This is a genomic window from [Clostridium] celerecrescens 18A (assembly GCF_002797975.1).
Taxonomy (GTDB): Bacteria; Bacillota; Clostridia; order Lachnospirales; family Lachnospiraceae; genus Lacrimispora; species Lacrimispora celerecrescens.
Genome location: NZ_PGET01000001.1, coordinates 408,472 through 422,759, shown reverse-complemented (window position 1 = coordinate 422,759; position 14,288 = coordinate 408,472). Strand labels below are relative to the sequence as shown.

Annotated in this window: 10 protein-coding genes; 1 reads left to right on the top strand and 9 read right to left on the bottom strand. The window is 45.6% G+C overall.

The window, feature by feature from the left end; translation table 11 throughout:
- Window positions 1-5: 5 nt before the first annotated feature.
- Both H171_RS02065 and H171_RS02060 read right to left on the bottom strand, forming a co-directional pair.
- Window positions 6-866, bottom strand: a complete 861-nt coding sequence (locus tag H171_RS02065) for a class II fructose-bisphosphate aldolase (RefSeq protein WP_100303656.1) — start codon at window positions 864-866, stop codon at window positions 6-8.
- Window positions 867-895: 29 nt separating this feature from the next.
- Window positions 896-2,011 carry a carbohydrate kinase family protein gene (locus H171_RS02060; RefSeq protein ID WP_100303655.1) on the bottom strand — a complete coding sequence of 372 codons (1,116 nt, stop codon included), beginning with the start codon at window positions 2,009-2,011 and terminating at the stop codon, window positions 896-898.
- Window positions 2,012-2,516: 505 nt separating this feature from the next.
- Between H171_RS02060 and H171_RS02055 the strand changes: the two genes are divergently transcribed.
- Entirely contained in the window at window positions 2,517-4,289 is a 1,773-nt protein-coding gene (locus H171_RS02055; RefSeq protein ID WP_100303654.1) for a methyl-accepting chemotaxis protein, read from the top strand.
- Window positions 4,290-4,437: 148 nt separating this feature from the next.
- On the opposite strand, the gene H171_RS02050 is transcribed toward H171_RS02055, so the two are convergent.
- From H171_RS02050 to H171_RS02020, 7 genes are all read right to left on the bottom strand, one after another.
- On the bottom strand, window positions 4,438-6,321 hold the full coding sequence (locus tag H171_RS02050) for an ABC-F family ATP-binding cassette domain-containing protein (protein WP_100303653.1): 1,884 nt from the start codon (window positions 6,319-6,321) through the stop codon (window positions 4,438-4,440).
- Window positions 6,322-6,377: 56 nt separating this feature from the next.
- Window positions 6,378-7,679 (bottom strand): DUF1576 domain-containing protein, encoded by a 1,302-nt coding sequence (locus H171_RS02045; protein WP_100303652.1) that lies wholly within the window; start codon window positions 7,677-7,679, stop codon window positions 6,378-6,380.
- A gap of 110 nt (window positions 7,680-7,789) precedes the next feature.
- The gene (locus H171_RS02040) at window positions 7,790-10,393 is read right to left on the bottom strand and encodes a cation-translocating P-type ATPase (RefSeq protein ID WP_100303651.1); all 2,604 of its coding nucleotides are present in this window, start codon (window positions 10,391-10,393) and stop codon (window positions 7,790-7,792) included.
- Between the two features lie 357 nt (window positions 10,394-10,750).
- Entirely contained in the window at window positions 10,751-11,767 is a 1,017-nt protein-coding gene (locus tag H171_RS02035) for a zinc-dependent alcohol dehydrogenase (protein ID WP_100303650.1), read from the bottom strand.
- A 41-nt stretch (window positions 11,768-11,808) separates the two neighbouring features.
- Window positions 11,809-12,519 (bottom strand): ABC transporter ATP-binding protein, encoded by a 711-nt coding sequence (locus H171_RS02030; RefSeq protein WP_025234424.1) that lies wholly within the window; start codon window positions 12,517-12,519, stop codon window positions 11,809-11,811.
- Window positions 12,512-13,327 carry an ABC transporter ATP-binding protein gene (locus tag H171_RS02025; RefSeq protein ID WP_100303649.1) on the bottom strand — a complete coding sequence of 272 codons (816 nt, stop codon included), beginning with the start codon at window positions 13,325-13,327 and terminating at the stop codon, window positions 12,512-12,514. The genes H171_RS02030 and H171_RS02025 overlap by 8 nt, the downstream gene beginning before the upstream one ends.
- Window positions 13,317-14,288, bottom strand: coding sequence for a branched-chain amino acid ABC transporter permease (locus H171_RS02020; protein WP_100303648.1), 972 nt, complete (start codon window positions 14,286-14,288; stop codon window positions 13,317-13,319). The genes H171_RS02025 and H171_RS02020 overlap by 11 nt, the downstream gene beginning before the upstream one ends.

Here is a 14,288-nt window from a genome sequence, read left to right as displayed (position 1 = left end):
CCTCCTTATTCCAGATTGGAAAATACTCTTATGGTATGAAGCACATCCTTTTTCATGGCTTCGATCCCCCATAAGGTCACATCATGATAATATACATATCCTTCCGACTTCATGGCCTTTTCTTTTACATGCATTCCGCCAGCCTTCGCTAAGTATGTATAATAATTGATCTTACGGACGCCATTATTGATGCACTTACGGAAGTCCTGGTCACTGACACCAGAGCCTCCATGCATAACTATGGGAAGTCCGATCCTGTTTTTTATCTGACTGATCCGGTCAAAATCCAGCTTTGGTTCCGTAATGTAAAGTCCGTGAACCGTTCCAAAGGAGCATGCAAGGGCATCGATTCCCGTGGTTTTTACAAATCTCTCCGCCTGCTCCGGGTCCGTATAGCAGCCTTCCATGGCTTCGCCCTCTTCTCCCTCTCCTATACTGGAGAATTCCTGTCTTCCCATGGCCCCGATTTCCGCTTCCACAGATGCAGCGTATGTCCCTGCCATCTCAACTGCGATCCTTGTGTTGGCTGCATTCTCCTCAAAGGTCAGGGCAGAACCGTCATACATGACTGAAGTAAATCCCATATCCAAGGCCTTCTTCAGTATGCTTAAATCATCGCCATGATCCAGATGCACAGCTACCGGTACCGAAGCCCTTTCTGCCATCATGAGCATAATAGGACCTATGACCTTCATGGGGATGATTGCCTCATGTACCGGGGCAAATTGCAGGATTACCGGCTGGTTTAATTCTTCCGAGGCCTCGAGCACCGCCTGGATCCCTTCCAGGGAAGTAATGTTAAATGCCCCTATTGCTATGTTTTTTACTTCCGCCAGCTCTAAAATTGCCTTCATTGTGATCAGCATATCTTTTTCCTCCTATTTAATAATTTTTATTATGGGCGTATGATGTTCTGTTGTTCCCACCCGTTTTCAATCTTTTCCCTAAGAGCTTCAAAAGGCAGAAGTCCGCTGATGGCATCATAAGCTGTCACGCAGGAAGCTCCTGTTGCCGCCGCAAGCTCCAGACATTCCTCAGGCCTTAATCCATCCAGCATAGCCTTTATAAACGCAGCAATGCTCGTATCCCCTGCCCCGGTAGCTGAAAGGATCCGGTCAGGGACAAAGCTGTTCTGGAAGCAGGCAATTGCGCCCCAGCCTTCCAAAAAATGTTCCGGTGCGGTCTTTAAGTACATACCGGCCGCCCCACATTTTAACAATACGGTTTTTGCTCCCAGACTCAGCGCCCGGTCCGCAAGAATCTCCACATCCTCGCTTAAGGAAAGTATGGATGTGACGTCTTCTCCGCCTGCCCTTTCCTGCCATTTGTCATACAACTTTTTGTCAAGCATGTATCCCAGTTCTTCAATGCTTGGAACAAAGAAATCCACATAAGGAAGCACAGATGCCAGGATCCCCTCCCAGTTACAGCCAGCCGCCTCAGAATCAGGATCAACTGCCGTTAAATCAAGGGATGTGGTAAGGGAAAGCTCTTTGATCTTCCGAAAAAGGCTGACCAGCTCTTCCCCGTTGTTCTCATAAAATCTTCGCATCAGCGTAGGATATCCAAAATGAAAATGGGAAGCCTCTGACACCTGTCCAAAATCCACGTCCCTGCAGCAAAACGTATCATTGCACCCGGGATCATGGATAAAAAACCGGTCAAAGCCCTTTGGAGCTATCACCACCGTGTAAGATGTGGATTCCCCCTCCACTGCCGGAATACTGCTTTCACATCCGCTTTGCCTGATCTTTTCCTTTAATATCAGGCCGAAGTCATCATTACCGACCTTTGCCATCAAAAGAACGTCAGCTCCCAGGGCATGAAGGCCCAGACCCGTATTGGAAACAGCCCCGCCTGTGGATATCTGTGCCTTACCCACACGCAAAAGCTTTCCCGGACGCAAAAGCGCAGAAAACTTCTGATCACCGCTGTTATGAAAGACCGGCGTAATGTCCAGGGAAATGTGTCCGGCCACTATAACCTTTTTATTCCCTTTCTGATATTTCATGTTTTACCCCCTTTCTCTGTAATCATCATAACAACTCCAATGGAAAAGTCAATATTTTTTATGCATTTATTACTAATGTAATTAGTTATATGACATTTGTCATGTGTATATTGCACAATACATTCATGTTTCCAATTACTTTTGTCCCTCGTCGAAGTTTTTGAAGGAAATGTTCAAAAAATTCATGTAAAATACCTTTTATTTTTTATTAAAATAATTTTATATTCAATCATTAACACTCTTTTTCTTTAGATTGACAAACAATAATCTTGTATTATATAATGAATCTTGTCGATATTTGTCTAAAAATGGATGGCAGAATTCTGGTAAAACTGCCGCCTGGAGATGTTCGCAAAATATTGATTCATATTGTATACCGAAAACGGGGCTTCAGACGTTGTATGTATACATCAGTTCGTGTTTTGAGGAACATGACAAACCAAATGGAAACGATTATACATAAAAAAACAGATGAAAAACAGATGAAAAACTAGGAGGTATCAGTATGAAGAAATTCAAAGACTACAGCATCACCAGAAAATTACTTACAGCCTTTCTCAGCATGGCATTTATTATGCTTGTGATCGGCATCACAGGGGTTTTGGGCATGTCCCAAATCAACAAGCTGGACACCTTTTTGTACAAAGAGCAGACGGTTCCCATGAAGGACTTAATCATTGCCACCAAAAATCTGTATCAGCTTCGTGCAGATGCCAACGCAATGGCCAGCCATGCCGGTAATACCATGGAACTGGAATCTCTGGAGAAAAGCTATACGGAAGCAAAGAACAACTTTCTTAGTAGTTCCGCCGAGTACCGGACAAGTATCAAGAATTCAGAAGCTCTGGCTTTAATAGACGAGGCCACTCAATTATTTACGGATTCCTTTGATCCCTCTATCCAAAAATGCTTAAACGTAGCCAAACAGGGGTCTAAGGACACAGCATTACACGCTTTCGATGATGAAAAAGACAACATCCAAAAGATGTTTGATAATTTTGACAAGCTGGTGGATGTCCGGATGAGGGTGGCTAAAGAGACCAGTGAAACCAACGATTCTACCGCAATCATCCTGACGTTTGTCCTTTGCGCCATCCTTTTAGCAGGAACAGCCATTGCCATATACCTGGGTTTAAGAATTTCCCGCATGATCAGCCTGCCGATCGGGCAGATTGTAAAGGCTGCCGATAAAATCGCTCTAGGGCATGTGGAAGTTGACTTAAAGGATGTTAACTCCAAAGATGAGACCGGTCAGCTTGCCGCCTCTTTTACCACTATGCTGGCTGGCATCCGGGATCAGGTGCTCATTGCCGAAAAAATCAGCAACGGAGATTTTACACAGGAAGTTCCCCTTCGTTCTGAGGAAGACGTGCTCGGACTTGCCCTTCGAAAAATTGAGAAGGATCTCAACCGGACTCTGCTTCTTATAAACACAGCAGCCGATCAGGTAAACTCCGGCGCAGGACAGGTATCCTCCGCAGCACAGGCCTTGGCTTCCGGTTCTACGGAACAAGCCGCAACCGTGGAAGAGCTTAACGCTGCCATTGCCACAGTAGCAAAACAGGCCAGCCAGAATGCGGATAATGTCCGTTTGGCTTCCGAGTACGTAGAACAGAATGCAGCCGGAGTCAACGAAAGCAATATACGCATGCAAAGCCTGAATGCATCTATGAATAAGATCAACGCGACTTCCGAAGAAATCTCCAGCATCACGAAAGTGATTGAGGACATTGCCTTCCAGACAAACATTCTTGCATTAAATGCCGCTATTGAGGCCGCCCGTGCAGGCAGCGCCGGAAAGGGGTTTGCAGTGGTAGCGGATGAGGTTCGGAACCTTGCGACCAAATCTGCGGAAGCGGCAAAGGAAACGGCAAACCTCATCGTTCATTCTGTCGAAGCAGTTACCGAAGGCAGACAGATGTCAGTTGATGCTGCTAAAATCCTTCAGGAAGTTGAAGAAAAATCAAGGTTTTTGGAACAGGCGATCCGGGAAATCGAATCTGCTTCTTCCCAACAGGTAGTGGCAATCGACCAGATCAATCAGGGCTTGTCACAGGTATCTGCGGTCATACAGACAAATGCAGCAACCGCAGAAGAAAGCTCCGCTTCCAGTGAGGAGCTGGCAGCACAGTCCGAGACACTGCAGCAGGAAGTTGGGAAATTCAAATTAAACGGAGAACAAACGGATTTTCATAAGGAATACGTTCCTTCCTTTCGCTCAGAACCGGAATTTTATACAGGCACTTCAGCACTCTATGATTATTCCGGTAAGTATTGATAAAGGAAACAATTCCAGTTCCATAGGGCTGCCTCAACATAGCCTAATCACAATATAGTATTAAAAAATGAGCTTTGATCGGCCTGACAGCCACTTTCAAAGCTCATTTTTTTATTAACTTTCTATCAATTTATTTTTAAACAGACGTTTACATGCCTTCTTCATAAGCTGTATCAAACCATTCCAGGCACAGCTCATTCCAGTTCTCCCATGCTTTTTGCTGCTCTTCCTTCAGTTCCTCGTAGCGACCGGACTCATCCCACGTTTCTTCCTTCCAGAATTCTTCCGATCCCAGCCATCTTTCTTTCATCTCCTCCATGGCAGCCGTCAATACCATCACCCTGTCTTCTGCGGGCAAAAGACGTTCCAAAACCAGGCCAAGCTTCCAGTCCAGGTAGGCTTCTTCCACCGGTATCTCTCTTAACCTGTGTTTTTCTGCCTTGGGGACTGCACGCATTCCGGCGATCAGAGCCTGCTCCTCCGCCCTGATCTGTGCCGCAAGACCTTCCCCCTTCTCTGCCCTTCTGCGGCCTTCCAGATAATGCTCATAACCGAAGGGATAGTAGAAGGCGGACTGTTTCTCAAAGATGAGAACTGATTCTGCCACCCGGCTTATAAAATAGCGGTCATGGGATACAAACAAAATGGTGCCCGTATAAGCCCGCAATGCAGATTCCAGGGTTTCCTTCGCCCTGATATCCATGTGGTTGGTCGGTTCATCCAGGATCAGAAAATTCGGCCTGCTCTGCAGAAGCTCTGCCAGGACAAGCCTTGCCTTTTCTCCGCCCGACAGGAGGCCCACCCGTTTTCCGGCCTCTTTTCCTCCAAACAGATATGCCCCCAAAATGCTCCTGACCTCTTTTTCTGTCAGGGCAGGGAACAAATCATGGAAATGCTGGGCAACGGATTTATCAGAGTCTATCTCTGAAGAATGCTGGTCAAAATAGCCGATGGTAATCTGATTTCCCAGGGAATACTCCCCGGTGACCGGAGGAATAAGACCTGCCACTGTTTTTAAAAAGGTACTTTTTCCGGCCCCGTTTGGGCCCAGGATTCCTATCTTCTGGCCCCTTCGGATTCTCATGGTCAGTTCCATGAGAGGATGATCATAACCGATTTTCAAGTGTTCCGCTTCCAAGACCCATTTGCTTCCTAAAAAGGCAGGTTCCAAAGGCCCTGTGAACATGTGGATATCATCTTCCACCGGTTTCACTGCCTGACCCATCCGTTCCATCGCCTTTCTTTTTGCCCTGGCAAATGAAGCTTTCCGTGGCTTATTCTTAAACCGTTCCACCAGATCATTTAAGCGTTTGATCTCTTCCTGCTGCCGTTCATAAGCCTTTGTCTGAATCCTGACCGCTTTCCTCTTTTCTTCCCGGTAATGGGTATAGTTTCCAGGGTACCGGGTAAGCCTCTTTCCCGACAATTCATATACCACAGATACCGTCTGATCCAGAAAAAAGCGGTCATGGGATACCATCACCACTGCTTTTTCATACTGCTTCATATACTGCTCCAGCCATTCCGTAGCCTGAATATCCAGATGATTGGTAGGTTCGTCCAGAAGCAGGATATCTGGTTTTAACAGCAGGTAACGGATAAGGGCAATCTTCGTCTGCTCTCCGCCGGAGAACTGGGAGATTCTTTTTTTCTTATCTTCCATAGTAAACCCAAACCCGGTAAACAGCGTATCATATTCCCGCTCATATTCAAACCGCTCCCTTGCAAAGGGATCCCCAATAGGACAGGAGGACAGCAGTTCTTCCTCTACTGTCCTGTCCTTATCATCAAATGTCTGCTGTTTTAAATATCCGACCGTCAGCTTTCTGGAACTGGTGATTCCAGGGCCTTCCCGTTTATCATCCCGGTCCAGATCCAATTCCCCGGCTATCAGTTTTAAAAGTGTGGTTTTTCCGGCTCCATTGTTTCCTACCACCGCAACTTTTTCCATGCCGTGTATTTCAAAGTCAATATGCGACAGGATCAGACTGCCTCCGGCAATGACTGTCCCATCCTTTATCTGATACAACATTTTCAAATTTTCCTGTTCTCGAATTAATTTTTTTCCGGCTTTCGTTTCTCAAGAAGCTATAAGGAATCATGGACCTTGGCCCGCGCGCTTCTGTCCCGGACAGACTGGTACACCGGTACCAGGAAGGTGGCTATGAGACCTCCAGCAAAGCCATTGTTATAAAGGTTCATTCCGCCGTAAACAATGCCTACATTAAGGGCAGCGGCAGAGTGTAAAAATCCGGCTATAATACCCGCTAAAATGCCGAACTCACCGGCAATCGGCGCAAGGGTTGTAGACAATAAAAGGGCAAGAAGAGCGTTGGGATCTGTAATGCTCCAGTTCTGGACCGCTCCTCCAAGTATCACTCCCATCATGATAGGAAGAATGTTTCGCAGGTGCTTTCCTGTTGCACTGAAGCCTACAATGGTGAATATCCCTCCAATCGTAGGTCCGTTTAACGCTCCTCCTGACATAACAAGGAACAATGTTGCTACAATTCCGTTAATCCCCATATTAAGGAGTGTAGGCCCAAATCCCTCACTCTTTACATAATCGGTTCCGCTGAGACCATAGGTTTTTAGTATTTCCAGATAACGTTTTCCAACATTCTCTGATAGCAGGAATGCAAATATTATCATACCAAAAAATAAAAACAGAAGCAACCTTGCAAACAGCTCGTTGTTTCCCTCAAACCAGATCAGTCTTGTCTCTATGGTGATTCCAAAGGACTTCATCAGTGATACAATCACCGTGGCAATGATGCCGGCAGAAAATCCCACATTATAGAGAGAATATCCCTTGTGGGCGTAGTGCGTATGAGTGGACAGGGGCGGAAGTACAAATCCAATTCCCAATCCGACAATAATGCTCAAAATCAGCCTGGACGCCAAATGTAAATTGCCGATCTGCATGATCTGAGTGATGATCGGGGACAATGAGGTCCCGTAAAAGCCAACATAAATATAACGTGTAATGGAAGTTTTGTGATAATAAGAATACAGGCAGATACCCATCATGATAGCCCATATGTTCATGATATTTTTCCCAAACAAAGAAAAACCAAACATGAGAAAGCATGAGGTTATAGTATGGCCGCTCATCTCCATACCAAGAAAATATACAATTGCAATACTTAATAAGGTTAATACACCCGCATTAACAAAAGCAGCTCCTACGCCGCCAATAGCAAAATAATCCGTTATCAGGAAATCTGGCTCTCTGACAATTGTAATGATACCCCTCCAGATTTCATCAAACGGCTGCAGTAAGAGACCTGCAACAATAAAATAAATCGGCACCAGGGCAAGAATTTGGAATTTCGTCCGCCTGGACAGCGGTCCGCTATTTCTCACTTTTAGTGAAAGTTGTCCTGTCATGTGTCGTCCCTTTCTCCTATATTAAATTTTTATGTACGGAAACATTTTAACATTTTTGAAAAAGAGGTTCAACACTTTTTTTACGGTTGAACCTCTTTTTTTAGAAGTAATTATTTCCTGTTTTCCTTTATGATTTTTGCAAGCTGTATGATAATCGTAGGAATGACTGCAAGGCCATATATGATGCCGATCTGGCTGGCTGTAAGGGGAGCTACTGAAAACAGCTTTTCAAGGATAGGCACAAACATAACAAGGCTTAACAGGATAACACCTGCCAGGAATGCTCCAAGACTGTACCAGTTGCTTGCAAAACCCAGCCGGAAAATAGAATGGCGGCTTCTGCAGTTAAATCCGTGGAACAACCGGGAAAGGGTCAGGGTACAAAAGGCCATGGTGCTGGCTGTTGCTGCACTGCCCTGCTTTAATCCGATATGGAAAGCCGTCATGGTACACGCGGCAATCAGCGCGCCCTGTACCAGGATCTTAAGCATAAATTCTTTGGACAGGATTCCCTCTTTGGGATCTCTTGGCTTCCTGTTAAGCAGGCCATGCTCCGCAGGCTCCATGCCAATAGCGATTGCCGGAAGAGAGTCTGTAAGCAGGTTGATGAAAAGCAGATGAACCGGTGCAAAGGGGACAGGAAGTGCCATAATAGATGTATACAGGACAGAAAGGATTCCAGCCATGTTGCCGGACAGCAAAAACTGAATGGCGTTTTTAATGTTCCGGTAAACATTACGGCCGTTGGCAACTGCCTTTATAATGGTTGCGAAATTATCATCTGCCAGAATCATAGATGCAGCATCCTTGGAAACCTCCGTACCGGTGATTCCCATAGCCACTCCAATGTCGGCCTTCTTTAAGGCAGGCGCATCATTGACTCCGTCTCCTGTCATTGAAACAACATTTCCCCGCCTCTGCCATGCATCCACAATGCGGATCTTATTTTCCGGCGATACTCTGGCATATACGGAAGTCTTAGTAATATTCAAATCAAGCTCTTCATCGGTCATAGCATCTAATTCTGCGCCGGTAACAGCCATATCACCCTTTTCGAAAATACCGATCTGCTTTGCTATGGCAGTTGCCGTGATCTTATGATCCCCGGTGATCATTACCGGCCGGATTCCTGCCCGTTTGGCATCGGCTACCGCATCCTTAGACTCTTCTCTCGGCGGATCAACCATGGAGATAAGCCCAATAAAGATAAAGTCGTTTTCTGATTTTAAGGAAAGCACATGGTCTTCCTCCACTTCCTTATAGGCAAAAGCAAGCACCCGAAGTCCATTCTCTGAAAATTTCATATTCTGTTCCAGGATATTCTCCCGGTCTTTTTCTGTCAGTTCCCTGACTCCTTCAGAAGTACGGATATGGGTGGTCCGGTACAGCAATACATCCACCGCACCCTTTGTCAGTATGGTAGGAACTCCATGCAGCTGGTATTTTGTGCTCATCAGCTTCCGGTCGGAATCAAATGGAATCTCTTCCAGACGGTGCATCATTTCCCTGATGAGATCATGGCTTAAGCTGACTTTTCCTGCCATTTCAAGAAGGGCATACTCCGTAGGATCTCCGATCCCCTTTCCTTCTACAATAGAGGAATCGTTGGTCAGCAGCGCATCGTAAAGCAGATACCGGTGGAGCTGGTTGCGAAGGTCTAACTCATCTGGCTGACAGACTTTTCCATCCACATAAATATCCTTTACAGTCATCTTATTTTGAGTCAGGGTTCCGGTCTTATCAGAACAGATGACGGAAACGCAGCCAAGGCTTTCCACCGCCTTTAATTCTTTTATAATGGCATTTTCCCTTGCCATCCGCTGTGTCCCCATTGCCTGTACAATGGTTACAATGGAGCTTAATGCCTCCGGAATAGCAGCAACCGCAAGAGCCACAGCAAACATCAGGGAATCCAGAAGGGGCATTCTACGATAAATGCTCAACAGGAACACCAGGGCACAAATTACCATGATGACCATGGCAAGACGGCTGGAAAACTGATCCAGACTGACCTGCAAAGGTGTTTTTTTCTCCTTAGTCGCATTCATCAGGCTGGCGATCTTTCCGATCTCCGTATCCATTCCGGTTCCGGTGACAGCTACAACCGCTCTGCCGTAAGTAACCAGGCTTCCGGAATAAACCATATTGGTCCGGTCTGCCAGAGGTGCTTCTGTATCAAGAGTCCCTTCTTCCTTATCCACATTGGTAGATTCGCCGGTTAAGGAGCTTTCGTTTACCTGAAGGGAATAATTATTAAGGATCCGCCCATCAGCTACTACCATATCTCCGGCTTCCAGAAGCAGGATATCTCCGGGGACCACGCCTTTTGAAGCGATCTCAACCTTTTGTCCATCCCGGATCACCTTGGCAGTTGGTGACGACAGGGATTTTAAGCTTGCCAGGGACTTCTGGGCCTTTTCATGCTGCACGGTTCCAAGAACCGCATTCAGCACAATGACCGCTACGATAACGATAGTACTTTCTGCATTTCCTGAAAGCATGGAAATGACAGCCGCTGCAATCAGAATGACCACCAGCAGATCACGGAACTGCTCGGCAAATACTTGAAGGGTGCTTTTTTTCTTTCCCTCCTCCAGAATATTTTCTCCCTTGCTGGCAAGAAGTCCGGCTGCTTCTGTTGCACTTAAGCCTTCCTTTGACGTATGAAGCGCTTCTAAAACTTCTTCTTCTGTTTTCTGATACCAGTCTTTCAAACTTTCCTCCATTCTGCTGCCCATACGGACAGCTTACATCAACATGTACTGTTTGATCTCTCTGACTTATTATTGCCCCAAAAAGAAAAAGAAAAAGACTTTTAATGCACTTATTCTGAAAAATATGAAATGTTCAGAATAAATACATTAAAAGTCTGGTAACCATTGTCTGGCATGCACCACCAGGCTGCCCTTTGGCAGTCAGGATGTTGACGATGCATTAAAACTACTCCCTCTTAATGAAGCCTATTTAATTGTAAATCAGATACTTATGTCTTCGATCCAGACAATTATACGTTCTAATTCTTTATTTGTCAATCATCATTTTCCTCTGTATGACTTTTCTCCTGCCATCCGTCACAGAATTACGTTTACTTTCATATAGTTACCGGAATTTTGTTCAATATCAGCGATCACTGCAGGGGTTTCTTCCATCGTGACGGTTTTGGTCAGTATTTTTCTCACATCTACCCTGCCTGAATGGATCAGCTCAATGGCTTCTTCAAATTCATTGGCACTGGTACGGGCACCGCGGATATCAATTTCCTTTCTGGTGATCATATCGGTAGGGAGCGGAGTTTCTTTTTTCGGCCAGCCGGTTAACGTGATCCGGCCTGCGTTCGCTGTAATGTCCAGGGCAGAACGGACTGCCGGGTTTGCACCGGAGCACTCCATAACAAGCTCTGCCAAGCGGCCATTGGTATATTCTAATACCTTTTCAGCCAGGTTTTCTTCTGCTGAATGAATGGTATATTTTACTCCCAGCTCTTTTGCAAAAGAAAGGCGCTCAGCAACAACGTCAATGACAATTGGCTCTGCCTCATAAGCCAGAGCTGACATGGCTGCCAGAAGACCGATGGGGCCTGCCCCTATGATTGCCACACGCTCCCCTTTCTTTAAACCTCCTCTGTGAATGCCATGCAAGGCAATGGTAAGGGGCTCTGCCATCGGTGCAATATCCCATGGCATATCTTCAGGAAGCTTCCACAGCATATCTGCCGGATGTACCATATAGTCGGACATTCCTCCCTCCACATGGACCCCAAGTACCTTTAGAGCGGTACAGCAATTGGTTCGTCCAATGGAACAGGGGTAGCACTCTCCGCAAAAGAGGTAGGGATCTACGATCACATGGTCTCCTGCCTTAATTCCTTTCCTGTTGTCCTCCGGAATGAATATTACCTCTCCCACTACCTCATGGCCGATAATCCTTGGATAGGATACCAGAGGATTGGTTCCCCGGTATGCACCTATATCACTTCCGCAGATACCTGCTGCCCGCACTTTGATAAGGGCCTGACCTTCCTTTGGCTCTGGTTTTTCAGTGTCAATACATGCAACCTTCCACGGTTCTTCTAAATAAATAGCGCGCAATTTCTTTTACCTCCATTCATTATGTAAACAGTGGGAGGCCGTCAGCCTCCCAGATAAGCTTTTTTAATTTCATCAGAATCCATCAGTGCTTTGCTTTCTCCATGGGTAACAAGATTGCCCACTTCCAATACATAGGTCCTGTCAGATATGGACATGGCCATAAATGCATTCTGCTCCACAATCGCAATCGGTATATTTCTCACCTTATTCACGCGGACAATTACATCAAACATGTCATCAACAATGACCGGTGCAAGACCAAGGCTTGGTTCATCAAGCATCAAAAGTTCCGGATCTGACATAAGCCCTCTTGCTATGGCTAACATCTGCTGCTCGCCTCCTGACATGGAACCGGCTTTTTGTTTTGCCCGTTCCTTTAACCTTGGAAAAATATCGTACTGTTCTTCCAGATGACGCTCCATTTCCGCCTTTGATAACTTTACAGAATAGGCACCCATTTCCAGATTTTCCTGAACCGTCATATTGGGGAAAATTTCACGGCCTTCAGGGATATAAACAATCTTTTTACTTACCACCTTATGGGGAGGGAGACCGCTTATGACCTGACCGTTGTATTCGATCGTGCCGTTTTTCGGTTTATTGATTCCCATGATGGATTTCATCAGGGTAGTCTTTCCTGCCCCGTTGGCTCCGATGATGGATACGATCTCCCGGTCTCCCACTTCAATGGATACGTCAAACAGAGCCTGAACCTTGCCATAATATACGTCAATGCCATTTACCTTAAGCATTTGAAGCCCCCCTTGCCATATTCTGTTTATACCGGTCGCCTAAATACGCCTTAATTACCAACGGATCCTGCTGTATTTCTTCCGGTGTGCCTTCGGCAATTTTCGCTCCGAAGTTAATAACGGTAATATAATTGCTGATATTCATGATAACATCCATATTGTGCTCAATAAGGAAAATATCGATGCCGGAATCAAATACCTTCAGCATGATATTTACAAATTCCACACGCTCGGAGGGATTGAGTCCTGCGGCAGGTTCATCTAAGAACAGAAGTCTTGGATCTGACATGAGAGACCTGGCAAGCTCCGTAAGTTTCTGTTTCCCGTAAGGCATATTGGACGGATACTCTTCTGACAGATCCTTTAATCCCATGAACTCTAAAATCTGATCTGCCTTTTCATTCATCAGCTTCTCTTCCCTGTATGCGTTCTTAATATCAAACAGAAAAGGCACAAAGCCCTGCTTCCGGTCTGACATATTTCCCATCATTAAGTTTTCCTTTACTGTCATGGAACGGTATAACTTTAAATTCTGGAAAGTCCGGCTGCAGCTGGTTTGGGCGATCTGATGAGCGCTCATACCGCTTATTTTCGTATCCTCATGGTAGATTTCACCCTCTGTTAATGGCAGAAGACCAGTGATCATATTGATAGCAGTTGACTTGCCTGCTCCGTTTGGTCCGATCAAAGCATGAATGGTACGTTCCTTCATATCCAGAGACAGATCATTTACCGCAACCAGCCCGGAAAAGCGTTTTGTTACGTGTTCCAGGGTTAAAATAGACTTTCCTTCTCTGTTATCTGCCATTTGCCTGCACTCCTTTCCCTGCATTTGCTGCCCTCTTCTTTCCCTTAAATAGAGAAACGATTCCATTTGGCATAAAGATAACAAACAGCAGAGTGATGATTGAAAATACCAGCCAGTAGTAATTTTCCATAAATCTTAAAAATTCCGGCACTAAAGTAACCAGAATCGCCCCGAGCACATTGCCTGGCACAGAGCCGATTCCTCCAATAACCAGCATGACAACGTAGTTTATGGAATACTCCAGGTTATATGCACTTGGATTGATGAAACCAACGTAATGGGCATAAAGGCTTCCTGCCACTGTTGCATAAACGGCTGCAAGGGTAAACGCTAAAATCTTAATGGACGCAATGTTGATCCCTCCTGCTTCCACAGCATCCGGATTATCCTTAACTGCCAGGAAAGCCCGTCCCCATTTGGAATTAACAATCCGGTATGCGTTAAAGATAAGAATGACCGCTATGACCAGATAGAGATAGTAAATCTCTTTATTCGTCTGGAATTTATGGCCCAGGATAGAAAATGGGGGAATTCCCGTCACGCCCAAAGCTCCTCCCGTCAGGCCTGTCAAATTCGTCATCAGAATACGGACGATTTCAGAAAAACCAATGGTAGTAAGGGCCAGATATACTCCGGATACCCTTAAGGAAGGATAGCCAAGTCCCATTCCTATTAAAAATCCCATGCCAACGGCTGCGATCAAGCAAATCCATGGATTGATCCCAAGTCTAGTGGCCAGCAGGGAAGACGTATATGCTCCCATAGAGAATATACCGGCAGTTCCCAGATTCATCTGACCGGTAAGGCCGGTTATGAAATTAAGCCCTACGACTATAATGATATTTATTAACACCTGTATCATCAGATTCAGATGATAGTTATTGGAAATAAACATGGGTAGGATCGCTGCAAGAGCAATGGCTGCTGCTGCAATTAATGCCGATGTTTTGTTAATTTTCAT

Bases quoted from the DNA above. Each gene is read 5' to 3' on its own strand.
- H171_RS02030 (WP_025234424.1), bottom strand. From the start codon at position 12,519: ATGCTTAAGGTAAATGGCATTGACGTATATTATGGCAAGGTTCAGGCT.
- H171_RS02020 (WP_100303648.1), bottom strand. From the start codon at position 14,288: ATGAAAATTAACAAAACATCGGCATTAATTGCAGCAGCAGCCATTGCT.
- H171_RS02055 (WP_100303654.1), top strand. From the start codon at position 2,517: ATGAAGAAATTCAAAGACTACAGCATCACCAGAAAATTACTTACAGCC.
- H171_RS02065 (WP_100303656.1), bottom strand. From the start codon at position 866: ATGCTGATCACAATGAAGGCAATTTTAGAGCTGGCGGAAGTAAAAAAC.
- H171_RS02045 (WP_100303652.1), bottom strand. From the start codon at position 7,679: ATGACAGGACAACTTTCACTAAAAGTGAGAAATAGCGGACCGCTGTCC.
- H171_RS02060 (WP_100303655.1), bottom strand. From the start codon at position 2,011: ATGAAATATCAGAAAGGGAATAAAAAGGTTATAGTGGCCGGACACATT.
- H171_RS02050 (WP_100303653.1), bottom strand. From the start codon at position 6,321: ATGTTGTATCAGATAAAGGATGGGACAGTCATTGCCGGAGGCAGTCTG.
- H171_RS02025 (WP_100303649.1), bottom strand. From the start codon at position 13,327: ATGGCAGATAACAGAGAAGGAAAGTCTATTTTAACCCTGGAACACGTA.